The organism is Kitasatospora sp. A2-31 (assembly GCF_022288725.1).
In the GTDB taxonomy this organism is placed as follows: Bacteria; Actinomycetota; Actinomycetes; order Streptomycetales; family Streptomycetaceae; genus Kitasatospora.
Map to the genome: position 1 here is coordinate 21,750 of NZ_JAKNTA010000017.1, position 21,335 is coordinate 43,084.

General features: G+C 74.4%; 19 protein-coding genes. 9 read left to right on the forward strand and 10 right to left on the reverse strand.

Features of this window, described 5'->3' with window-relative positions; all coding sequences use genetic code 11:
* Positions 1-52: 52 nt before the first annotated feature.
* The 5 genes from MCM47_RS33220 to MCM47_RS33240 all read right to left on the reverse strand — a co-directional run bounded on the left by MCM47_RS33220 (position 53) and on the right by MCM47_RS33240 (position 6,071).
* Positions 53-1,768 carry an ABC transporter family substrate-binding protein gene (locus MCM47_RS33220; protein WP_238949944.1) on the reverse strand — a complete coding sequence of 572 codons (1,716 nt, stop codon included), beginning with the start codon at positions 1,766-1,768 and terminating at the stop codon, positions 53-55.
* Between the two features lie 163 nt (positions 1,769-1,931).
* Positions 1,932-4,202 (reverse strand): peptidoglycan binding domain-containing protein, encoded by a 2,271-nt coding sequence (locus MCM47_RS33225; RefSeq protein WP_238949956.1) that lies wholly within the window; start codon positions 4,200-4,202, stop codon positions 1,932-1,934.
* Positions 4,203-4,439: 237 nt separating this feature from the next.
* Positions 4,440-4,901: a DUF6113 family protein gene (locus MCM47_RS33230; RefSeq protein WP_238949958.1), complete on the reverse strand. Its 462-nt coding sequence runs from the start codon at positions 4,899-4,901 to the stop codon at positions 4,440-4,442.
* The gene (gene mshB / locus MCM47_RS33235; protein ID WP_238949972.1) at positions 4,898-5,845 is read right to left on the reverse strand and encodes an N-acetyl-1-D-myo-inositol-2-amino-2-deoxy-alpha-D-glucopyranoside deacetylase; all 948 of its coding nucleotides are present in this window, start codon (positions 5,843-5,845) and stop codon (positions 4,898-4,900) included. The genes MCM47_RS33230 and mshB overlap by 4 nt, the downstream gene beginning before the upstream one ends.
* A 31-nt stretch (positions 5,846-5,876) precedes the next feature.
* Positions 5,877-6,071, reverse strand: coding sequence for a DUF2304 family protein (locus MCM47_RS33240; protein ID WP_238949974.1), 195 nt, complete (start codon positions 6,069-6,071; stop codon positions 5,877-5,879).
* Between the two features lie 314 nt (positions 6,072-6,385).
* On the opposite strand from MCM47_RS33240, the gene MCM47_RS33245 reads away from it, so the two are divergent.
* The 5 genes from MCM47_RS33245 to MCM47_RS33265 all read left to right on the forward strand — a co-directional run bounded on the left by MCM47_RS33245 (position 6,386) and on the right by MCM47_RS33265 (position 12,451).
* Positions 6,386-8,548: a S9 family peptidase gene (locus MCM47_RS33245; RefSeq protein ID WP_238949976.1), complete on the forward strand. Its 2,163-nt coding sequence runs from the start codon at positions 6,386-6,388 to the stop codon at positions 8,546-8,548.
* A 258-nt stretch (positions 8,549-8,806) separates the two neighbouring features.
* Positions 8,807-9,763, forward strand: coding sequence for an ABC transporter ATP-binding protein (locus MCM47_RS33250; RefSeq protein WP_238949978.1), 957 nt, complete (start codon positions 8,807-8,809; stop codon positions 9,761-9,763).
* Positions 9,760-10,482 (forward strand): ABC transporter permease, encoded by a 723-nt coding sequence (locus MCM47_RS33255; protein ID WP_238949980.1) that lies wholly within the window; start codon positions 9,760-9,762, stop codon positions 10,480-10,482. The genes MCM47_RS33250 and MCM47_RS33255 overlap by 4 nt, the downstream gene beginning before the upstream one ends.
* A gap of 8 nt (positions 10,483-10,490) precedes the next feature.
* On the forward strand, positions 10,491-11,741 hold the full coding sequence (locus tag MCM47_RS33260) for a sensor histidine kinase (RefSeq protein ID WP_238949983.1): 1,251 nt from the start codon (positions 10,491-10,493) through the stop codon (positions 11,739-11,741).
* Positions 11,742-11,812: 71 nt separating this feature from the next.
* Positions 11,813-12,451 (forward strand): response regulator transcription factor, encoded by a 639-nt coding sequence (locus MCM47_RS33265; RefSeq protein ID WP_238949985.1) that lies wholly within the window; start codon positions 11,813-11,815, stop codon positions 12,449-12,451.
* A gap of 15 nt (positions 12,452-12,466) precedes the next feature.
* Here MCM47_RS33265 and MCM47_RS33270 read toward each other — a convergent pair whose 3' ends face one another.
* Both MCM47_RS33270 and MCM47_RS33275 read right to left on the reverse strand, forming a co-directional pair.
* On the reverse strand, positions 12,467-13,339 hold the full coding sequence (locus MCM47_RS33270; RefSeq protein ID WP_238949988.1) for a transglutaminase-like domain-containing protein: 873 nt from the start codon (positions 13,337-13,339) through the stop codon (positions 12,467-12,469).
* A gap of 56 nt (positions 13,340-13,395) precedes the next feature.
* Positions 13,396-14,370 carry a GNAT family N-acetyltransferase gene (locus MCM47_RS33275; RefSeq protein WP_308222550.1) on the reverse strand — a complete coding sequence of 325 codons (975 nt, stop codon included), beginning with the start codon at positions 14,368-14,370 and terminating at the stop codon, positions 13,396-13,398.
* Positions 14,371-14,569: 199 nt separating this feature from the next.
* Here MCM47_RS33275 and fdxA point away from each other — a divergent pair, with 199 nt between their 5' ends.
* Both fdxA and dapC read left to right on the forward strand, forming a co-directional pair.
* The gene (fdxA, locus tag MCM47_RS33280; protein WP_238950001.1) at positions 14,570-14,896 is read left to right on the forward strand and encodes a ferredoxin; all 327 of its coding nucleotides are present in this window, start codon (positions 14,570-14,572) and stop codon (positions 14,894-14,896) included.
* A 22-nt stretch (positions 14,897-14,918) separates the two neighbouring features.
* A complete protein-coding gene (dapC, locus tag MCM47_RS33285) occupies positions 14,919-16,079 on the forward strand; it encodes a succinyldiaminopimelate transaminase (RefSeq protein ID WP_308222551.1) in 1,161 nt (386 codons plus the stop codon).
* Between the two features lie 141 nt (positions 16,080-16,220).
* Here dapC and MCM47_RS44190 read toward each other — a convergent pair whose 3' ends face one another.
* On the reverse strand, positions 16,221-16,997 hold the full coding sequence (locus MCM47_RS44190; protein WP_238950003.1) for a hypothetical protein: 777 nt from the start codon (positions 16,995-16,997) through the stop codon (positions 16,221-16,223).
* A gap of 280 nt (positions 16,998-17,277) precedes the next feature.
* Positions 17,278-18,294, reverse strand: coding sequence for a hypothetical protein (locus MCM47_RS33295; protein ID WP_238950005.1), 1,017 nt, complete (start codon positions 18,292-18,294; stop codon positions 17,278-17,280).
* Positions 18,295-18,437: 143 nt separating this feature from the next.
* Between MCM47_RS33295 and dapE the strand changes: the two genes are divergently transcribed.
* Positions 18,438-19,511, forward strand: coding sequence for a succinyl-diaminopimelate desuccinylase (gene dapE, locus MCM47_RS33300; RefSeq protein ID WP_238950007.1), 1,074 nt, complete (start codon positions 18,438-18,440; stop codon positions 19,509-19,511).
* 109 nt (positions 19,512-19,620) lie between these two features.
* The gene (locus MCM47_RS33305; RefSeq protein ID WP_238950009.1) at positions 19,621-20,430 is read left to right on the forward strand and encodes a TIGR00730 family Rossman fold protein; all 810 of its coding nucleotides are present in this window, start codon (positions 19,621-19,623) and stop codon (positions 20,428-20,430) included.
* 28 nt (positions 20,431-20,458) lie between these two features.
* Here the strand turns inward: MCM47_RS33305 and folP are convergent, their stop codons facing one another.
* The gene (folP, locus tag MCM47_RS33310; protein WP_238950301.1) at positions 20,459-21,271 is read right to left on the reverse strand and encodes a dihydropteroate synthase; all 813 of its coding nucleotides are present in this window, start codon (positions 21,269-21,271) and stop codon (positions 20,459-20,461) included.
* Between the last annotated feature and the right edge of the window lie 64 nt (positions 21,272-21,335).

A 21,335-nucleotide genomic window follows, 5' to 3' on the forward strand; every position in this document is an offset into this window, starting at 1 on the left:
GGGCCCCGGGGCCACGCCGGCCCCGGGGTCCGGACCGTTCCGGCTCCGGCTGCTACTTGGTGAAGCCGACGTTCTCCCAGACGATGTCGGAGAGGCCGTGCGCCCCGAGGTTGGCGAGGTTGGCGCGGGCACCGAAGAGCTGCGGGCGCTGGTAGAGCGGCAGCACGCCGGCCACCTTCCACAGCTCGCCGTCCGCCTGGTTGATGGCTTCGAAGACGGTGGCCGCGTCGGTCGCGGCGGCGGCCCGGTCGAGGGCGGCGTCGGCGGACGGGCTGCCGGCCTGGGAGGTGTTGGTGCCGCCGTTCTGGACGAAGTTGGCCCGGCTGCCGCTGGCCGGGAACGGCGTGCCGATCAGCGAGTAGGCGGCGATGTCGAAGTCGTGCCGGTTGACGTACTTGTCGAAGAACTCGTTGGCGGCGACGGTGACGGTGGTGACCTTGATCCCGACGTCCTTGAGCATCCTGGTGGTCGCGACGGCCTCGTTCTGGCCCTGGGTGACGCCGGCCGGGACGACCATCCGCAGGTTCAGCTCCTTGCCGTCCTTGCGGCGGACGTCGCCGTCGAGCTTCCAGCCGGCCGTGTCCAGCTTGCGGGCCGCCTCGGCCGGGTCGTAGCGGCTGAGGCCGAGCGAGTTGTCCCGGTAGGCGTTCTGATTGGACACCAGCAGGTGGTTGTTGAGGGTGACGGTGGGCCAGTCCAGGCCGCTGAGGTCGGTGCGGGTGATGGCGTCCCGGTTGATCGCCTGGAACACCGCCTGGCGGACGGTCGGGTCGGTCAGCAGCGGGCTCCTGCTGTTCAGCGTGAACTGGCGGAAGTCCGGCCCGCCGGCACGGCGGACGACGGCGCCCTTGATGCTCTTGACCAGCTGGTAGCCGGCCACGTCCGGGCCGTTGTCGAAGAAGTCGACGTCGCCCTTGGCGAAGGCCGCCGCCATCCCGTTCGGCAGCACGGCACGGAAGACGATCCGGTCGAGCATCGGCTTCTCGCCCCACCAGGCCGGGTCGGCGACCAGGGTGACGGTCTGGGCCGCCCGGTCCAGCTTCTCGACCTTGAACGGGCCGGCAGTGACCGGGATCGCGTCCAGGTAGGAGGTGTTGAACAGCTCCGGGGTGGCGATCCGGCCGGCGGGCAGCAGCGGGGCGTTCGCGGCGCCGTTGAACATCGACTGCCACTCGGAGAACGGCCGCTCGAAGGTCATGACGGCCTGGAAGTCGTCCTTGCCCCGCTCGACCGCCGTGACCAGCTCGAACCCGGTGCTGCTCCCCGCCTTCCAGGCCGGGTCGTCGCCCTTGAGCGCACGCCAGTTGGCCTCGATGTCGCGCCAGGTGATCGGGGTGCCGTCGGACCACTTCGCCTTCGGGTTGAGCGTCCAGGTGACGACCTGGCGGCCGTTCGCGACCTCGGCGTGGACGTCCTGCAGGTAGGCCGGGTTGGGGGTCTGGGTGCCGGCCGCGTCGGAGCGGAAGAAGGTCGGCAGCAGCGGCTTGGTGACGGTCATCGTGGAGGACTCGTTGCCGTCGGCGTGGATCGGCGACCACTGGTCGGGGAACTGGGCGATCGCGACGTTCAGGGTGCCGCCCTGGCGCAGGTCGGCGCGGTCGTGCGCGTTGATGTCGACGGCGGTGAGCTTGGGCGTCTCGAGACCGCTCGGCACGGCCTGGGCACCGTCCCCCTCGCCGGAGCCGCAGGAGCAGAGCACCAGCGAGAGCGGGACCGCGGTGAGGCAGGCGAGCAGGGCCGTGCGGCGGGGCAGGGGGCGGCGGCCCATGGCGGTACTCCTGGTGCGGGTGCGGTGGACGGTACGGGTGATGGTACGGCGTCACATCTTGCTGACCAGGGAGGTGAGTTGTCGAGGGGCGGGCCCGGGATCCGGGCCCGCCCCTCGACGGCGCCGCCCCGCCGGCGGCTCGGCCGACGGGGCGGGCGGTGGCTCAGGCGACGGTGAACTTGAAGGTGCGGTCCTTGTCGCCGGTCTTCTCCAGCAGCGGGGTCAGGGCGTCGGCGACGTCCTGCGGGGTGATCAGGGCGGTCTGGCCGCCCTTCTTCACCTTGACCTTGTCGAAGACGCCGCCCAGCTGGCCGCTGAGGGCGTCCAGGTCCCACTTGGGCACGAGCTTGCCGGAGGCGTCGGGCACCAGGGTGAGCGCCTTGGCGGCGGTCTTCGGGCCGAAGTCCCACTTCTTGGTGCCGGCCCAGACGTGGATGGGCCCGTTGGCCGCGGACTTGCCCAGGCTGTCCGCGGCGGCCTGCAGGGCCTGCGGGGAGATCTTGGGCTGGGCGGCGTTCATGGTGACCGCGACGGGCTGCTCCGGCTTGCCGGCGGCGCGGTCGCGGTAGGCCTGCTCGACCAGGTCGACCGCGGCGGCGGAGTCCACCGCCTGGCCGGCCTTGCCGGGCACGACGACCGGCTCGCCGGTCTCGGCGAACTTCACGTAGCCCTCGGTGAGGTTCTGGCCGGAGCCGGTGCCGAGCGCGTCCAGGGCGGCCTTGAGCTTGGCCCGGTCCACCTTGACCTCCGGCGGCACGGCCTTCTCGGCGCCCTTGAGCGAGGTGATCACGTCGACCGGGTTGTACGAGTGCTGGGTCAGCTTGTCCACGGTGGCCGTGGTGTCGAAGCCGAGCCCGGCGACGACCGGGTCGAGGTCGACCGTCTTGTCGCCGACCTTCAGCTTGACCGGCAGCTGGCCGGCCTTGCCGACGCTCTCGTCGAGCTGGTGGATCGCCTGGTCGCGGTTGCTGCCGCCGATGTCCGTGCCGAGCACCACGGTGCCCTTGGGGATGTCGGACTGGTTGAGCATCAGGCCGGTGCCGTACGCGGCCGCGCCCAGGAAGAGGACGCCGCCGACGGCGTAGGTGCCGAGCTTGACGAGCTTCTTGCCGGTGCCGCCGCCCTTGGCCATGGCCGGTTCGGCCTTGGCGGGCGCCGGTGCCGGTGCCGGGGCGGGAGCGGGAGCCGGGGCGGCCACGTCGTCCGGGCCGGGCTGCGGCCGGCCGGGACCGGTGCCGAAGGGGTCGGTCGGTGCGCCGGGCTCGCCCGGGCGGCCGGGGGCGCCGGGGAAGAGGCCGCCCGGGGCGCCGGCGCCGTACGGCTCGGCGCCGGCCGTCGGGCGCTGGGGGGCGAACGGGTCGGCGCCGGCCGGGGCCGAGGCGAACAGGCCGGGCTGCGGGTGGCCGTTGCGGGCGGCGCCGTTCTGCGGCAGGCCGGATATGGCGGCCGGCGGCGGCGCGTCCTCGCGGATCGGCTCGAAGCCGTCCACCGAGGTGTCCTCCGGGTCGGCCCGGTCGGGCGCACCGCCGGCGGGGCGGGCCGGGCCCTGCGGCCGGCCGGCGCCCTGCGGGGCGCGGTGCGGCGCGGCGGGCCCGGGGCCGAACGGGTCGGCGGGGGCGTCCTCGTACACGCCGGCCTCGTCGGCCGGGGTGCCCGGGACGGGGGCGAACGGCGAGGCGGGGCCACCGCCGGGGCGCGGCGCGGGGGCGGCGGCCTGGGGCGGGACCGGGCGGCCGTTCGGGCGTGCCGCGCCGGGGCCCTGCTGCGGGCGGCCGGCCCCGTTGGGCTGGGCGCCGTTCGGGCGGGAGCCCTTCGGCTGCGCGCCGTTCGGCTGGGCGCTCTTCGGCTGGGCGCTCTTCTGCTGGGCGCCGTTCGGGCGCGCCTCGGCGGCCGACGGGGCGGCGCCGGCGGCCGGTGCCGCGCCCGGGCCGCCGGCCGGGACCGCAGCGGGGGCGGGCTCGGCGCCCGGACCCTTCTTCTGGCGCGGCCGGAACCAGGCTCCGGTGGACTCGGACTCGGAGGTGGCCGGCGGGATCTCCCACTCGGGCGGCAGGTTCGGCGGGGTGGCCGTCCGGGGGCCGCCCTCCATCACCCCGAGCACGGGGGAGGAGGCGGCGGCGGAACGGTGCCGGGGGCCGGCGTCGGCCGACGCGTCCTCCTCGCCGGCGGCCTCGTCGTTCTTGACGCTGGTACGGACCACCACCGGCGGGATCGGACGCGAGCCGGGGATGTTGATCCGGACCCGCGTGGTCAGCGTCGTCTCGGTCTTGGGGCCCTCGTCCTCGCCCGGCCCCGAGCCCTGGGCGGCACCGGCACCCGCACGGTCGCCGCCGGGGAACCCCGGTGTGCCGTAGGGCGGGGTGCCCGACGGGTAGGCGTCCGGCCCCGTGCGCCGAGGCGTCGGGTGGGCGTTCTCAGATTCGCGGCTGCTCAATGCTGCTCTGCTCCGGGTTCGCGGGCCGGGCCGTGCGGCGCGACCGCGGTTCGTGGGCGCCGGGCCTGGCGGGCGGCGTCGGGTACGGCGTTCTGCGGCACCACCATACTGGGAAGAACTGAGCGGTGAACTGGTTCGGATAGAACCTGATACGTCCGGTTCCTCCGGTATGAGAGTACGACCGCGCGGCCCTGACTGCGCGTCGTGCGGGCCGCGGTACGACGCCGCTCGGGGCGGTCAGCGCGGCGGGCCGGGGACTCCGGGGAACCAGCTGGTGCGGGTCGGCAGGGTGGCGCAGATCACGCCCAGGATCGATCCGACGAACAGCCAGGAGAGCGACGTGGCATTGGTCCAGAGGACATTGTCACCCTCGGGCCGAGGGACCATCAGCAGCAGCAGGGCCACGAACCAGCCGGCCGCGGGGATCGCCGCACCGAGCCTGGTCCCGGTGATCCGCAGGCCGGCGTAGAAGGTGGCGCCGGTCGCCGCGAGTGCCAGCAGGACTCCCACGGGCGGCCACAAGGCCTGCACAAATGCTCCGCAGACGGAGACCGCGAAGCCCAGCAGGAAGAACAGGACATAAGCCGCGATCCGCCCGGCCAGTGGGGGCTGGGACTCCTTCAGGCGCTCGTCCCGGGTGCCCAGGACGGCCGCCGGGATCGAGCGGCGCGGCGGCCGGGCGTCGGCGGGCTCGGTCATCGGGCGCTCTCCTCGACGGTGCGGTCGGTGGCGGGGTCGGTGCGGTCGGCGGCGGTGCCGAGGTCGGCGGCGTCCAGGCCGGCGAAGAGGTCGTCCTCCGGCAGTCGCGGCCCGGCCTGGCCGCGCACCAGCTGGTAGCACTCGGTGGGGATCAGCGGCTGGCCGAGGTCGTTGGAGAGCGCGAAGAAGGCGCCGGCCACCGTGATCTGCGTGGCGTGCGCGGCCATCGCGGCCGCCTTGCGGCCGGCGTACGCGGTCCCGTCCAGGACGGTGGTGACCACGGCGTCGTCCACCACGCCCGGGACGTCCGCCGGCCCGGCGGTGCCGGGGAACGGCGCCGCGGCGGCGGTCTCGGCCAGGCCCCGCTCGATCACCGAGCGGGGCATCCGGTTCCAGTACACCTTGGCGATCCGCCAGGCCGGCCCCAGCTCGGGGCGGTGGGCCGGATCGGCGGCCAGCTCGTACGCGCGCATCGCCACCCGGTGCGCCTGGATGTGGTCGGGGTGCCCGTAGCCGCCGTTCTCGTCGTAGGTGACCAGCACCTGCGGCCGGACCTCGCGGACCACCGCGACCAGGTGGCCGGCCGCCTCGTCCACGTCCGCCTGCCAGAAGCAGCCGGGTGCGTCGTTGTCGGGCACGCCCATCATCCCGGAGTCGCGGTAGCGGCCCGGGCCGCCGAGGAAGCGGACGTCGGTGACGCCGACCTCGCGCATCGCGGCGGTGAGCTCGCCGATCCGGTGGGCGCCGAGGGTGTCGTCCCGATCCGCCGTCAGGTGGGCCAGCTCCGGTGGGATCACCTCGCCGCCCTCGCCGAGGGTGCACGTCACCAGGGTGACGCGGGCGCCCTCGGCGGCGTACCGGGCCATGGTGGCGCCGTTGCCGATCGACTCGTCGTCGGGGTGGGCGTGCACCAGGAGCAGGCTGCGGCCGCTAGTCGGGGTCATGGGAGGAAGCCTAACCAGCGGCCGCGACGGGTCAGAGCTTCAGGCCGTTGATCATCCCGGCGAGGTTGCTGGTGACCTCGCTGATCGAGGGGGCGATGGAGCTGGACGCCAGGTAGAAGCCGAGCAGTGCGCAGATGATCGCGTGCGCGAGCTTCAGTCCGGAGCGGCGGATCAGCACCACCACGATGACCAGCATCAGCATGGCTGCGGAGATGGACAAGGCCATGTCGGCTCACACCCCTTCTCGGGTGCGCCGCCCCCGGGCGGGGGCGACGGTCGGGACCGTGCGGGACTTGCGGTCGGGTGACCCGGGCCCGGGACGGGGCCCGACGATCACTCCTGGGACCAGTCATACCCGATGGGTGAGGGGAGCGTTACGTAACGTGAGTCTGCACACGCCGGGGCATCGTGGCACAAATGGGGCGCACGGGCCGGTCGGGAGGGGTGTGGCCCCGTTCGGCGGACAGCCGCGGCCGATGCTCCGAACGAGTGATCACAATCCACCGGGCGGGGGCGCCCTGACGTCATAAGGTCGGAGCCATGACCTCCCACACCCCTGCGGACACCTTCCCGAGGCAGTACGCGCGCACCCTGCGCTACACCGTCGGCGCGCCCCGGTCCTTCGCCGTCGCATCCGACGGCTCCCGGGTCGTCTTCCTGCGCTCCCGGTCCGGCAGCGACCGGGCGAACCTGCTCTGGACCCTCGACACCGCCACCGGCGAGGAGCGGGTCGCCGCCGACCCGGTGGTCCTGCTCGGCGGCGGCGAGGAGGACCTCTCGCCGGCCGAGAAGGCCCGCCGCGAGCGCAGCCGCGAGGGTTCGGCCGGCATCGTCGGCTACGCCCTGGACGGCGCCGGCAAGGTCGCCGCCTTCGCCCTCTCCGGCCGGCTCTTCCTCGCCGACCTGGTGGCCGGCGGCAGCACGGAGCTGCCCGCCGAGGGCCCGCTGCTGGACCCGCGCCCCTCCCCGGACGGCGCCTTCGTCGCCTACGCCAACACCGCCGGCGAGCTGCGGCTCACCCGCACCGACGGCACCGCCGACTGGGCCTTCGCCCAGCCCGACGGCCCGAACGTGACCTGGGGCCAGGCCGAGTTCATCGCCCAGGAGGAGATGAGCCGGGACCGCGGCTTCTGGTGGTCCCCGCAGAGCGACCGGCTGCTGGTAGAGCGGGCCGACGACAGCCCGGTCGGCCGCTGGTGGATCGCCGACCCGGCCAACCCGGGCAGCGAGCCGGCCGAGGTCGCCTACCCCGCCGCCGGCACCGCCAACGCCGAGACCGGCCTCTGGCTCCTCGGCCTGGACGGCAGCCGGACCGAGGTCGTCTGGGACCGCGAGGCCTTCCCGTACCTGGGCCGGGTGCACTGGTCCACCGGCGGCGTGCCGCTGCTCCTGGTCCAGGCCCGTGACCAGCGCAGCCAGCAGATCCTGGGCGTGGACGTGGAGACCGGTGCCACCGAGGTCCTGCACGAGGAGCGCGACGAGGTCTGGCTGGAGCTGTTCGCCGGCGTCCCGGCCTGGACGCCGGACGGCAAGCTGGTGCGGATCTCGGACACCGCGGGGGAGGACGGGGTGCGGGCGCTGGTGGTCGGCGACCACGCCGTCACCGGGGCCGACCTGCACCTGCGCTCGGTGCTCGCGGTGACCGCTGAGGAGGTCTTCTTCACCGCCTCGGGCGGCGCCACGGAGGCCGACCCCGAGCCCGGCTGGATCGCCGTCGGCCGGATCAGCCACGACGGCAAGCAGCTCTCCTGGGAGGCCGCCAACGGCCGGCCGTTCACTTCCGTCAGCACCGCGGTGCACGCGGCCGGGATCACCGTCCGGGCCACCGCCGAGCCCGACCTGCCCGGCACGCTGGTGCAGGTCGCCCGTGACCTCCCGGAGGGCGTGGTGGTGGACGACGTCGCCGTCATCGAGTCCTACGCCGAGACCCCGGTGATCACCGCCCGGCCGGTCTTCCGCTTCGCCGGCGAGCGCCGCATCCCCGCGGCGGTTTTCCTGCCCACCGGCTACGACCGTGAGCGGGACGGCCTGCTGCCGGTCCTGATGGACCCCTACGGCGGCCCGCACGGCCAGCGCGTCGTCCAGGCGCACAACCCGCACCTGAACTCGCAGTGGTTCGCCGACCAGGGCTTCGCGGTGGTCGTCGCCGACGGGCGCGGCACCCCCGGGCGCGGGCCCGCGTGGGAGAAGTCGATCGCCTTCGACTTCGCCGGCGCCACCCTGGACGACCAGGTGGACGCGCTGCAGGCGCTCGCCGGGGAGTTCCCGCTCGACCTCGGCCGGGTGGCGATCCGCGGCTGGTCCTACGGCGGCTACCTCGCCGCCCTCGCCGTGCTGCGCCGCCCGGACGTCTTCCACGTGGGCGTGGCCGGCGCCCCGGTGACCGACTGGGAGCTGTACGACACCCACTACACCGAGCGCTACCTGGGCCACCCGGCCGAGCGGCCCGAGGTGTACGCGGCGAACTCGCTCGGCGGGTACGCGTCCGGCCTGGAGCGGCCGCTGATGATCATTCACGGTCTGGCGGACGACAACGTGGTGGCCGCGCACACCCTGCGGCTCTCCTCGGCGCTGCTCGCGGCCGGGCGGCCGCACACCGTGCTGCCGCTCTCCGGCGTCACCCACATGACCCCGCAGGAGGAGGTCGCAGAGAACCTGCTGCTGCTGCAGGTCGACTTCGTGAAGAAGTCGCTCGGGATCTGAGCCCGGGTGCGGCCCGCCCCCGTTGCGGCCCGGACCCGGATCAGACCCGGACCCGGGCCGCGCCCGGGGTGAGGACCCGGTCCGCACCGGCCGCCGCCGCCCTGCGGCTCCGGCGGCCGGTGCCCGGCGTCCGGGCCCCGGCCGCCGTTATGACATCCGTCATGCGGAAGGCACGACGCCGGGCACTGACGCCGCGGCCCCCGCGCACGGGACTCTGAGGTGGTGCGAAGGACACCACCAGGGGAGAGGACCGGGACGATGGGCACCGAGGTAGCCGCCTTCCGGAACGTCAGCAAGAGCTACGGGCGGGTGCGCGCGGTCGACGGCCTCGACCTCGTCCTGCGGCCGGGCGAGACGGTGGCCCTGCTGGGCCCGAACGGCGCCGGCAAGTCCAGCAGCCTGGACCTGCTGCTCGGGCTGCGCGAGCCCGACCACGGCACCGTCGAGCTGTTCGGCGCCGGCCCGCGGGCCGCGATCGCGGCCGGCCGGGTCGGCGCGATGCTGCAGAGCGGCGGGCTGATGGCCGACGTCAAGGTCCGCGAACTGGTCCGGCTGGCCTGCGACGTGCACCCGCGCGGCCGGACGGTCGGGGAGGTGCTCGCCGACGCCGGGATCACCGAGCTGGCCGAGCGCCGGGTCGACCGGCTCTCCGGCGGCCAGGAGCAGCGGGTGCGGTTCGCCCTGGCGATCGCCGGCGCCAACGACCTGATCGTCCTGGACGAGCCCACCACGGGCATGGACGTCTCGGTCCGCAAGGCCTTCTGGGCGAGCATGCGGGCCCAGGCCGACGCCGGGCGCACGGTGCTGTTCGCCACCCACTACCTGGAGGAGGCGGACTCGATCGCCGACCGGGTGCTCGTGCTGCACCGGGGCCGGCTCATCGCCGACGGCTCGTCGGCCGAGATCAAGGCGAAGGCCGGGGCGCGCCGGATCACCTTCGAACTGCACGACGCCGACGGCGCGTTCGACGAGTCGGCGCTGCGGTCCCTGCCCGGTGTGCTGGCGCTGGACGTCAGCGCCCGGGTGCCCGGGGTGCGGACGGTCCGGATCCGGACCGCGGACGCCGACGCCGGCGTCGCCGGGCTCTACCGCGCGGGCCTGTACCCGCGCGGTCTGGAGGTCACCGGCCTCGGCCTGGAGCAGGCCTTCCTGACCATCACCGGCGAGCAGGACGCCGCCGACAGCAGCGAGTTCGTGACGGAGGCCGCGCGATGACCACCCTGATCCGCCTGGAGATCCTGCGCACCCTGCGCAACAAGAAGTACCTGCTCTTCACCGTCCTCTACCCCGCGCTGATGTACGTCTTCTTCATCAATGCCTACGGCACCGGCGAGCTGGCCGGCGGCCTCCCGGTGAAGACCTACTTCATGGTCTCGATGGCCACCTTCGGCGCCGTCGGCTCGGTGCTGAGCGGCAGCGCGCAGCGGATCGCGCTGGAGCGCAGCAGCGGGTGGACCCGCCAGCTGCGGCTGACCGCGCTGCCCGGCCGGGCGTACACCGTGGCGAAGATCGCCGCCAGCGCGGTGACCACGCTGCCCGCGATCCTGGTGGTCTTCGCGGTCGGCGCCTCCCAGGGGGTGGAGCTGGAGGTGGGCCGGTGGGCCGGTCTGGTGGCGGCGCTCTGGCTGGGCAGCTTCGTCTTCGCGGCGCTCGGGGTGGCGCTCGGCTACGCGGCGGCGCCGGACTCGGTGCAGACCATCGTGATGATCACCTACATGGCGCTGGCGCTGTTCGGCGGGACGTGGTTCCCGGTGAGCGGCACCCTGGAGACCTTCGCCCGGTTCAACCCGGTGTACCTCTACAACGAGCTGGCCACCTTCACCCGGCCCGGCCACGCGCTCGACCTCGGCGCCGTCGCGGGCCTGGCGGGCTTCCTGGTGGTCTTCGTCGCGGCCGCCGCCGTGCTGTACCGCCGGGACACCCGGCGGGCATGATGGCCACCATGCCTGAAACGCCCCACGCCCACCCGCCCGACGAGCATCCGGAGGTGGGCGTGGCGCGTACGTCGTTCATGACCGTCCCGGGATCCCCGGTGGAGACCAGACGGCAACTGCTGGTCAAGGTCAGCTGGATGCTGCTCTGGATGGTCTACCTGCTCTACCCGGTGGGCGACCTGCTGCACGGCGGCCACGGCACCGCCGCCACCGTGGTCGGCTGGATCGCGCTGACCGGGTTCGTGGCCGGCTACGTCAGCCTGGTGGTGATCCGCTCCCAGGCCGGGGCGGCGCCGATGGCGGGCCGGGCGGTGGTCGCGGCGCTGGTGCTGACCGCGGTGGTCGCCGCCTTCACCCTGGGCACGGCCTGGCTCACGCTGTTCACGTACGCCTCGGTGGCCGTCGCGATCATCTCGCCGGTGCGCTACGCGCTCGCCGGGGTGGGCGGCATGGCCGGCCTCACCGTCGTGGTGGGGCTGCTCAGCCACGCCGACCGGGGCGACATCCCCACCATCGCGCTCACCGCCTTCCTGTCCGGCGTCGCGATGACCGGGCTGCAGCGGCTGGTCGCCACCATGCGGGAGCTGCGCGAGGCCCGGGCCGCCGTCGCCCACCTCGCCGCCTCCGAGGAGCGGTTGCGGCTCGCCCGGGACCTGCACGACCTGCTCGGGCACTCGCTCTCGCTGATCACGCTGAAGAGCGAGCTGGCCGGGCGGTTCATGGACGCCGGCAAGGACGAGGCGGCACGGGCGCAGGTGGCCGACATCGAGAGCGTGGCCCGGCAGTCGCTGATCGACGTGCGGGAGGCCGTGACCGGGTTCCGCCGGCCCACCCTGCCGGTCGAACTGGCCGCCGCCCGGACGGCGCTGGCGGCCGCACAGGTCGCCCTGGAGGCGGCGCCGGAGCTGGTCGACGCCTGGCCCGGGCTGGCCACCGAGGAGGCGGGCGCGCTGGCGTGGGCGTTGCGCGAGGCCGTCACCAACATCGTCCGGCACGGCGAGGGCGCCACCCTCTGCACGGTGCGCGCGGACGAGACCTGGGAGGGCGACGGCGAGCGGTTCGCCGTCCTGGAGGTCACCGACAACGGCAAGGGGCCGGGCAAGTCCGGCCCGGGGAACGGGCTCTCCGGCCTGGACGAGCGGCTGGCGCTGGTCGGGGGCCGGCTGGAGACCGGGCCCGGCGAGCGCGGGAAGGGCTTCCGGCTCCGGGCGCTGGTCCCGCTGCGGGCCGTCCCGGCTCCGGCGGCCCCGGCCGGCTGAGGTCGCCCGGGGCGCTCCGCCCCGGGCGGGGCCGGGCCCCACCAGGCCTCCAGGCCATAGGGTCTGACCCCATGAGTGAGATTCGGAACGACGATGCCCCGGCCTCCGTGCGCGTGCTGCTCGCGGAGGACCAGGGGATGGTCCGGGAGGCGCTGGCCGCGCTGCTCGGGCTGGAGGGGGACATCGACGTCGTCGCGCAGGTCGGCCGGGGCGACGAGGTGGTCGCCGCGGCGGTCGCCCACGACGTGCAGGTCGCCGTGCTCGACATCGAGATGCCCGGGATGACCGGCATCGAGGCGGCGGCGCTGCTGCGCAAGGAGCGGCCGCAGACCAAGGTGGTGATCGCGACCACCTTCGGCCGCCCCGGCTACCTGCGGCGGGCGATGGAGTCCGGTGCGGACGCGTTCCTGGTGAAGGACGCCCCGGCGGCCGAGCTGGCCGAGGCGATCCGCCGGGTGCTGCGCGGCGAGCGGGTGATCGACCCGGCGCTGGCCGCCGCGGCGCTCGCCGAGGGCGCCAACCCGCTGACCGCCCGGGAGCGGGACGTGCTGGCGGCCGCCGCGGACGGCGCGGTGAACGCGGACATCGCCCGCCGGCTGCACCTCTCCGAGGGGACGGTGCGCAACTACCTCTCGATGGCGATCCAGAAGACCGAGGCCCGCAACCGCACCGAGGCGGTCCGGATCGCCCGGGAGAAGGGCTGGTTGTGAGGCGGCGGCCGCCGGTCAGTTGAGCCGGTGCCGGGCCGCCCGGGCGTCCAGCCGGACCTTGGCCGCGGCCTCCGGGTCGAAGGCGTCCAGGATCTCCGCGTAGGCGTCCATCTCGGCCGAGCCGCCCAGGAAGTCCCCGGTGCGCACCAGCAGTTCGGCCCGCTCCAGGCGTAGCTGGGCGGGGTGGCGGGGGAGCAGCAGGGCGAGCTCGGTGGCCCAGAGCTGGGTGCGGGCGTGCTCGGGGCGGTCGGCGGCCCAGGCGCGGATGTTGCCGAGCACCCGCAGCACGACGTCCAGCGGCTGGGCGGGGGTGAGCAGCTCGGGCGAGAACTCCTGCCCGGCCGAGTGGACCAGGCGGGCCGCGTCCTCGGGGTCGAGCAGCCGCCCGCCGTGGAACGGGTCGGCCAGGACGTACTCGTCGCCGCCGCCCGGGCCGCCGATCGCGACGATGAAGTGGCCGGGCAGGGCGATGCCGTGCACGGTGAGCCCGGCCCGCCGGCCGACGGCCATCCAGACCAGCGAGAGCATGATCGGCAGTCCGCGGCGCCGCCGCAGCACCTCCGGCAGCAGCGAGGACTCCAGCCGCCGGTAGTCGGACTGCCGTCCGTGGAACCGCTCCCGCCCGCCCAGGACGGCGGCCAGCAGCGCGGCGGTCTCCTCCGGCCCGGCCGGCGCGCGCTCGGCGACGGCCCGCCGGACGGCGGCGGCGTGCCGCTCCAGGGCGGCCTCGCAGGCGGCCAGCAGGGCCTCCAGGGTGGGCGCCTCGTCGAGGTCGTCCGGGTCCGGGAGGGTCGGGTGCTCGGCGGCGGCGAGCAGGCAGAGCAGCACCGGATCGGGGTGCTCGGCCCGGGCCTCGGTCCGGAAGCGTGCTCTGCTCTGCTCGGTCACGGTGGCTGCGACGGCTTTCGTACGGGCGGACGGAGGGGCTGCGGGGCGGGTGCGCGCTACGCCTCGGGGAGGCGGGCGTAGTGGTAAGTGTGACTGGTCTCGAAGCCCATTCCGTCATAGAGCGCGATCGCACCCTCGTTCTCGGCCTCGACCTGCAGGTAGGCGCCGGTCGCGCCCTCCTCGGCGGCCCGGGCGGCGAGCACCGCCATCACCGCCGTGGCCAGGCCCCGGCGGCGGGCCCGGGGTGCCACCTCGACGGCGCCGAAGCAGGCCCAGGGGCCGTCGATGACGCAGCGTCCGATGGCGAGGACCGGCGCGGTGCCGTCGCCCTCGGTGTCGGACCCCCAGGTGTCGTGGACGGTCGCGAACCAGACCGAGGGGCCGCCGTGGAGCACCCTGCGGGCGGCCTCCTCGACCGCCGGCTCGCCGGTGACCCGCCGGTACAGTGACGTCCAGTCGGGCCCGGCGGTCCGCGCCAGCCGCACCCGGTCCCGGGCGGTCCCGGCCCCGAGCCTGCTCAGCGGAGCCAGTTCGGCCACCCGGACCAGGGTCGGCGCGTACGCGGCGCCCGACCGGTCCAGCTCGGCCCGCAGGTCCTCGGGCGCGCCGGGCGTGATCACCTCGAACCAGGCCGGCAGACCGCGCGCCGCGTACCAGCGGCGTACGGCGGCCAGTGCCTCGGGAAGCGGCATCCCGGGGTCGCCCAGGGCCTGCACCGAGTTGGCCCGCCGGGTGAAGCCGGCCGAGGCCCGCAGCGTCCACTCGCCGAGGGGCTCCTGTTCGACGGCGGGCCAGCCCCGCGCGGCGATCCGCTGCAGCTCCACCGGCGACACGCCGGGCAGCGGGGCACGTCGGGCCGGGAAGAGCGGCACGACCTTGCCCGCGACCAGCAGCCTCTCGTCGAAGGAGACCGGAGCCCCGCTGCGCGGCTCGACGGTCAGCCCGTGGTCGTCCCACGATGTGAGTACGCCGATCGCATCGCGGAACACGGGGCGGCCGTCCGCGAACTCCGCGACACGCCGGACGGACACGCGTCGTCCCACGTCAGAGCGGTCTATCCGGACCTCAGGACGCTCCTGGAGCGGTCCGTCGACGACCATCTGGCCACCTCCTGTGCATTTGCGGTCTCCGACCCGCGATACTAGGGGCGGGCATCGACGACGCCGCGCTCACCCGCGCACGCGAGCAAACAGAATGGGCCGCCGAGCCCTTCCGAGGAGGAACGACAGCGTGACCTACGTCATCGCGCAGCCTTGTGTCGACGTCAAGGACAAGGCGTGCATCGAAGAGTGCCCGGTTGACTGCATCTACGAGGGCGAGCGATCGCTCTACATCCACCCGGATGAGTGTGTCGACTGTGGCGCTTGCGAGCCGGTCTGCCCGGTCGAGGCGATCTTCTACGAGGACGACACTCCCGAGGAGTGGAAGGACTACTACAAGGCGAACGTCGAGTTCTTCGACGACCTCGGTTCGCCCGGTGGTGCCTCGAAGCTCGGCCTGATCGAGCGCGACCACCCGTTCATCGCCGCTCTGCCGCCGCAGAACGCCGGCCACTGACCCGATCGGTGGCAACTGAGCTGTGAGCACCAAGAACAGCACGCACGCGCCGTTCCCGGGCCATCCGGGAGCGGCGCGCCGCGTTTCCGACCTCCTGCCGGTCTTCCCCTGGGACAAGCTGGAGCCGTACAAGCGCACCGCCCTCGCCCACCCGGGCGGGCTCTGCGACTTCTCCGTGGGCACGCCGGTCGACCCGGTGCCGGAGGTGATCCAGAAGGCGCTGTCCGCCGCCACCGACACGCCCGGCTACCCGACGGTCTGGGGCCCGGTGGAGCTGCGCGAGGCCGTCGCCGGCTGGCTGCACCGCCGGGTCGGCGCCGAGATCGGCCCGCAGGCCGTCCTGCCGACCGTCGGCTCCAAGGAGCTGGTGGCCTGGTTGCCGACCCAGCTCGGCCTCGGCCCCGGGGACCAGGTGGCCTACCCGCGCCTCGCCTACCCGACCTACGAGGTCGGTGCCCGGCTCTGCGGCGCCGAGCCGGTCGAGTACGACTCGGTGGACGAGCTGGACGGCTCCCGGGTCCGCCTGCTCTGGGTCAACTCGCCGTCCAACCCCACCGGCCGGGTGCTCGGCAAGGACGAGCTGCGCCGCGCGGTGGAGTGGGCGCGGGAGCACCGGGTGCTGCTGGTCAGCGACGAGTGCTACCTGGAGCTGGGCTGGGAGGCCGACCCGGTCTCCGTGCTGCACCCGGACGTCTGCGGGCACGCCGCCGACGGCGGGTCGCACGAGGGCCTGCTGGCCGTCCACTCGCTCTCCAAGCGCTCCAACCTGGCCGGCTACCGGGCCTCCTTCGTGGCGGGCGATCCGGTGGTGGTCCGGGAGCTGCTGGAGGTGCGCAAGCACAGCGGCATGATCGTCCCGGCGCCCGTCCAGGCGGCGACGGTCGCGGCGCTCGGGGACGACGCGCACGTGGCCGAGCAGCGTGCCCGCTACGCGGCCCGGCGCTCGGCGCTGCGGGCGGCGCTGGAGGCGTACGGCTTCCGGATCGAGCACTCGGAGGCGAGCCTCTACCTGTGGGCGACCCAGGACCGGCCGTGCTGGGAGACGGTCGCCGAACTGGCGGAGCTGGGCATCCTGGTGGCGCCCGGTGACTTCTACGGTCCGGCCGGCGGCCGCTTCGTCCGGGTCGCGTTCACGGCGACCGACGAGCGGGTCGCGGCGGCCGTGGAGCGGCTGCGCGGCTGAGCCCGCACGAACGGGAGGGGCCGGTGTCCAGCAGGACACCGGCCCCTCCCGTCGTCACCGGGCGCCGCCGGGATCAGTGCGGATCAGTGCGGATCAGTGCGGATCAGTGCGGATCGGTGCGGATCGGTGCGGATCGTGGGATCAGCCGATCGGCAGGCCGCCCAGGCCGCCGCCACCGATGGCACCGAGCAGGCCGGTGATCGGGCTGAGGCCGGAGAGCGGGGAGTTCGGGCCGAGGTCCGCGCCGCCGAGGCGGTTGGCCGAGCCGTGCTCGGCGAGGCCCAGCACGTCGGCGCCGGGCACCGCGGAGGTGGCCTCGGCGGGCAGCACACGCTGCAGCGCGCCGAGCGGCAGCGCGTCGGTCAGGGCGCCGGCGCCGGGGACGGCGCCGGTGAGCGAGCCGGTGCCGGGCAGGCCCTGGGTCAGTCCGGCGGTCTGGGAGAGCCCGCCGATCGGGTTGGCACCGGCGCCCGCGCTGCGGCCGGCCGGGGCCTGGGTCCCGGTGACCGCCTCGCCGACCTTGCCGGCCAGCGCGGCGGCGACCTTCGGGGTGAGCCCGGAGAGCTGGCCGGTGGTGGCGGCGGTCTTGTCGACCGGTGCGGTCAGCGAGCCGGCCTTCTCGTTCGCCTCGGGGAGCTGGTGGGCGACGATGTTGCCGGTGGCGTCGGCGGTGGCCGGCACGCCCGCGGCCACGGTGGCGGCGCCGGTGTCGCCGGCGGCCCGGCCCAGCTCGTGGGTGGTGTGCTGGAGGGTGGAACCCGCGTCGGTGTTGGTCAGCTGGCCCAGCGGGGCCGCCAGGTCGGACTTGGGCAGCAGGGCGTCGGCGGCGGACGCGGAGCCGGCCGCGACCAGCGGGGTCGCGCCGGCCGCCACGAGCAGCGCGGCCTGGGCGATCCGGCGCGTGAGGGGGTGAGACATGGGGCTCCTCGAAGGGTCTTGGGTCCGTCCCGTCCGCCGGGCGGACGACGTCATTACCGCTTGAGAAGCCAGAAGGTTTCGGCCGGTGCAAGAAATGGACCTGACCGACGATCGGATCGTATGGCCGATGTCATCGGCCCGGAGGTACCCCGCCTGACCGGCCGGACGCCGGGTGGGCCAAGGGCAGTGACGGTTCTGCACCCGGCCGGCGGCGGGTGGCCGGGCGTCCACCGGGGTTGACCGGTTTCACCCGTTCAGCGGCAACCCGGACACCAGTGCGTCAGCTCTTGCCGGGGGCGGCCAGGGTGACCAGCACCAGCTTGGTCGAGGTCCCGGTCGGCTGCGGCTTCCAGCCGTCCTCGGACTTGCCCTTCCGCCAGATCCTCCCGTCGTAGGCGACCGTCTCGATGCCGAGCTTCTGGGCCTGCGTCACCGCCCAGTGGGCCACCTCCCAGCCGTTCTGGCGCTCCGCCTCCGGGCCGGCGTCGGTGCTGGCGGCCGGGTCGGGGGTGAGCGAGACGGCGTTCTCGGCGCCCTTGATGGTGGAGCTGTAGCCGGCGGCCGGGTTGACCGTCCGGCCGAACTCGCGGCGCACCCGGTCGGTCAGCACCTGCGTGCGGTCCGGCCGGGCGGCGGGGGAGGTGGAGGGCGCCCCGGAGGCGCTCGGCGAGGCGGTGTCCCCGTCCGGCTCGGGGGCGGCGAAGTCGTGCACCACGCAGTTGAGCGAGGCGGCCTCCCGGCCGGTGAGCGCGGAGGCGAGCAGCGTCGCCTTGGTCTCGTGCTTGGCGTACGCCTGCGGGTAGCCGCTCTTCTGCACCTGCTGGGCCGCGTCGGTCAGCGGCAGCCGGGTGTAACCGGGCACCTTGACCAGGCCGTCCAGGAACTTGTTGGTCGCGTAGACCGGGTCCGAGATCTGCTCCGCCGTGCCCCAGCCCTGCGAGGGCCGCTGCTGGAAGAGCCCGACCGAGTCGCGGTCGCCGCCCGCCAGGTTGCGGATCTTGGACTCCTGCATCGCCGTCGCCAGCGAGATCGTCACCGCCCGGTCGGGCAGGCCGCGGGCGTGCGCGACGGCGGCGATCGTCGCGGCGTTGGCCGCCTGCGGGACCTCCAGCGTCCCCTCGCCGGCCGGGGTCTTCACCGAGCAGCCCTCCGGCGTCAGCTTCTGGTCGCGCAGCCAGAACAGGCCGACCGCGACCGCCGCGAGCACCAGCAGGCCGATCAGCACCACGCGCAGCGGCCGACGGCGCCGTCGGGGCGCCGCGTCGCCGTTCCGCCTGCCGCTCTTCCTCCTGGCCACCGCCGCCCCTCTCCACCGATCACCTGAACCGACACCGTACCCACTCGGACGGATGTGCGGGGCCGTAGGTTGCCGTCCCGGTGTCACAGCGCTGCCACAGCGGGGGCGTGGCGCGCCGGGGCGCCGGGACTACGCTGGCGACCATGAGCAGCCCGAAGACGCCCCTGGACCTCACCCTCGACGGCGGCGCGCTGACCGCCGCCCTGGTCGACTTCCCGTCGGTCAGCGGCGACGAGCAGGCGCTGGCCGACGCCGTGGAGGCCGCCCTGCGCGGTTACCCGCACCTCACCGTGGACCGGTACGGCAACAACGTGGTCGCCCGGACCGCCCTCGGCCGCGGCGAGCGCGTCCTGCTCGCCGGGCACCTGGACACCGTGCCGATCGCCGACAACCTGCCCTCCTACGTCGAGGGCGACCTGCTCTACGGCTGCGGCACCTCCGACATGAAGTCCGGCGTCGCCGTCCAGCTGCGGCTGGCCGCCACCCTGACCGAGCCCAACCGGGACCTCACCTTCGTCTTCTACGACTGCGAGGAGGTGGAGGCCCACCGCAACGGCCTCGGCCACCTCGCCGCCGCGCACCCGGACTGGCTGGCCGCCGACTTCGCCGTGCTGATGGAGCCCAGCGGCGCCGCCGTCGAGGGCGGCTGCCAGGGCACCATGCGGGTGCAGGTCCGGCTGACCGGCGTGCGCGCCCACGCGGCCCGCAGCTGGCTCGGCGACAACGCCATCCACCGCGCCGCCGAGGTGCTGACCCGGCTCGCCGACTACCGGCCGCGCCGGGTGGAGATCGACGGCCTGGAGTACCGCGAGGGCCTGAACGCGGTCCGGATCGACGGCGGCGTGGCCGGCAACGTCATCCCCGACGAGTGCGTGGTGACGGTCAACTTCCGCTACGCGCCCGACCGCAGCGAGGCGGACGCGGAGAAGCACCTGCGCGAGGTCTTCGACGGCTTCGAGGTGACGGTGACCGACTCCGCCCCCGGAGCGCTGCCCGGCCTCGGCCAGCCCGCCGCGCGGGCCTTTCTGGCCGCCACCGGCGGCGTCGCCCGGGCCAAGTTCGGCTGGACCGACGTGGCCCGGTTCAGCGCGCTCGGCGTCCCGGCGGTCAACTACGGACCGGGCGATCCGAACCTCGCGCACAAGCGGGAGGAGCACTGCTCGCTCTCCGCGATCGCGGAGACCGAGGAGCGGCTGCGGGCCTGGCTCACCGCCTGACCCGGCCGGCGGCGACCGGAGGGGCGGCGGCCGGACGCCACCTTCCGGTCGCCCGACCGTCCTCCCCCCGTTGCCTGAAAACGGGGATCAACGGGCGTAGGGTTTCGTCATGACAGGCACTGGAGACGAGAAGCAGTACGGTCACGGTCCCGAGCGGGTGGGTGAGCCGCGCCCGAAGAAGGCGTGGCCCGAGAAGCAGAAGGGCCCGGTGCTGGTGCGCCGGGACCAGGTCGGCGAGAGCACGACGGACCAGCGCCTGCTGGACACCACCGGCCCGACCGACTGGCTGCACACCGATCCCTGGCGGGTGCTGCGGATCACCTCCGAGTTCGTCGAGGGGTTCGGCGCGCTGGCCGAACTCCCGCCCGCGATCAGCGTCTTCGGCTCCGCCCGGACACCGGTCGACTCGCCCGAGTACGCGGCCGGCGTGGCCATCGGCCGCGCGCTGGCCGAGGCCGGCTACGCGGTGATCACCGGGGGCGGCCCCGGCGCGATGGAGGCCGCCAACCGCGGCGCCTCGGACGCCGGCGGGCTCAGCGTCGGCCTCGGCATCGAGCTGCCCTTCGAACAGGGGCTCAACGAGTTCGTCGACCTCGGGCTGAACTTCCGTTACTTCTTCGTCCGCAAGACGATGTTCGTGAAGTACGCGCAGGGCTTCGTGGTGCTGCCCGGCGGCCTCGGGACGCTGGACGAGCTGTTCGAGGCGCTCACCCTGGTGCAGACGAAGAAGGTCACCCGCTTCCCGGTGATCCTCTTCGGCAGCGAGTACTGGGGCGGGCTCTTCGACTGGCTGAAGAACACGCTCGTCGCACAGGGCAAGGCCGCCCCGCACGACCTGGAGCTCTTCCACATCACCGACGAGATCGACGAGGTCCTGAAGATCCTCGCCGACGCCCGCCGCCCGGTGGACGAGATCTAGGTTCCGGACGAGGCCCGGGACCCGGGTCTCACGCCAGCCCCCGGCGGGCCACCGCCGGGGGACGGGTGCCCCGGATCGAGGCGACCATGTCCAGCACCTCCCGGGTCTGCGCCACCTGGTGCACCCGGTAGACCTGCGCGCCCAGCCAGGCCGAGACCGCCGTCGTCGCCAGCGTGCCCAGCAGCCGCTCGTCGACCGGCTTGTCCAGCGTCTCGCCGACGAAGTCCTTGTTGGAGAGCGAGACCAGCACCGGGAACCCGGTCGCGGTCATCTCCGGCAGCCGCCGGGTCGCCTCCAGCGAGTGCCGGGTGTTCTTGCCGAAGTCGTGCCCCGGGTCGATGATCACCGAGTCCCGCCGCACGCCCAGCTCCACCGCGCGCTCGGCCAGCCCGACGGTCACCCGCAGGATGTCCGCCATCACGTCCTCGTAGCCGACCCGGTGCGGGCGGGTGCGCGGCTCGGCGCCGCCCGCGTGCGTGCAGACCAGGCCGGCGCCGTACCGGGCGGCGACCTCGGCGAGCTTCGGGTCCACCCCGCCCCAGGCGTCGTTCAGCAGGTCCGCGCCCACGTCGCAGACCGCCTCGCCGACCTCGTGCCGCCAGGTGTCCACGCTGATCACGGCCTCGGGGTGGCGCTTGCGCAGCTCCGCCACGAACGGCACCGTGCGCCGCAGCTCCTCCTCGACCGTGACCTCGTCGCCCGGCCCGGCCTTCACCCCGCCGATGTCCAGGATCGCGGCGCCCTCGGCCATCGCACGGTCGGCGGCGGCGAACGCGGCCTCGTCCGCGAACGTGGCGCCCTTGTCGAAGAACGAGTCCGGGGTGCGGTTGACGATCGCCATGATCACCAGCTCGTCGTCCCCGAATTCCCGTGGTCCCAGGCGCAGTGCCACCGATATCTCCTCC

What these genes read in the sequence shown, in the direction of transcription:
- MCM47_RS33230 (WP_238949958.1), bottom strand. Translation starts at nt 4,901, where the DNA reads ATGACCGAGCCCGCCGACGCCCGGCCGCCGCGCCGCTCGATCCCGGCG.
- MCM47_RS33260 (WP_238949983.1), top strand. Translation starts at nt 10,491, where the DNA reads ATGCCTGAAACGCCCCACGCCCACCCGCCCGACGAGCATCCGGAGGTG.
- MCM47_RS33240 (WP_238949974.1), bottom strand. Translation starts at nt 6,071, where the DNA reads ATGGCCTTGTCCATCTCCGCAGCCATGCTGATGCTGGTCATCGTGGTG.
- MCM47_RS44190 (WP_238950003.1), bottom strand. Translation starts at nt 16,997, where the DNA reads ATGTCTCACCCCCTCACGCGCCGGATCGCCCAGGCCGCGCTGCTCGTG.
- MCM47_RS33265 (WP_238949985.1), top strand. Translation starts at nt 11,813, where the DNA reads ATGAGTGAGATTCGGAACGACGATGCCCCGGCCTCCGTGCGCGTGCTG.
- MCM47_RS33245 (WP_238949976.1), top strand. Translation starts at nt 6,386, where the DNA reads ATGACCTCCCACACCCCTGCGGACACCTTCCCGAGGCAGTACGCGCGC.
- folP (WP_238950301.1), bottom strand. Translation starts at nt 21,271, where the DNA reads ATGGCGATCGTCAACCGCACCCCGGACTCGTTCTTCGACAAGGGCGCC.
- mshB (WP_238949972.1), bottom strand. Translation starts at nt 5,845, where the DNA reads ATGACCCCGACTAGCGGCCGCAGCCTGCTCCTGGTGCACGCCCACCCC.
- MCM47_RS33305 (WP_238950009.1), top strand. Translation starts at nt 19,621, where the DNA reads ATGACAGGCACTGGAGACGAGAAGCAGTACGGTCACGGTCCCGAGCGG.
- MCM47_RS33250 (WP_238949978.1), top strand. Translation starts at nt 8,807, where the DNA reads ATGGGCACCGAGGTAGCCGCCTTCCGGAACGTCAGCAAGAGCTACGGG.
- dapE (WP_238950007.1), top strand. Translation starts at nt 18,438, where the DNA reads ATGAGCAGCCCGAAGACGCCCCTGGACCTCACCCTCGACGGCGGCGCG.
- MCM47_RS33220 (WP_238949944.1), bottom strand. Translation starts at nt 1,768, where the DNA reads ATGGGCCGCCGCCCCCTGCCCCGCCGCACGGCCCTGCTCGCCTGCCTC.
- MCM47_RS33255 (WP_238949980.1), top strand. Translation starts at nt 9,760, where the DNA reads ATGACCACCCTGATCCGCCTGGAGATCCTGCGCACCCTGCGCAACAAG.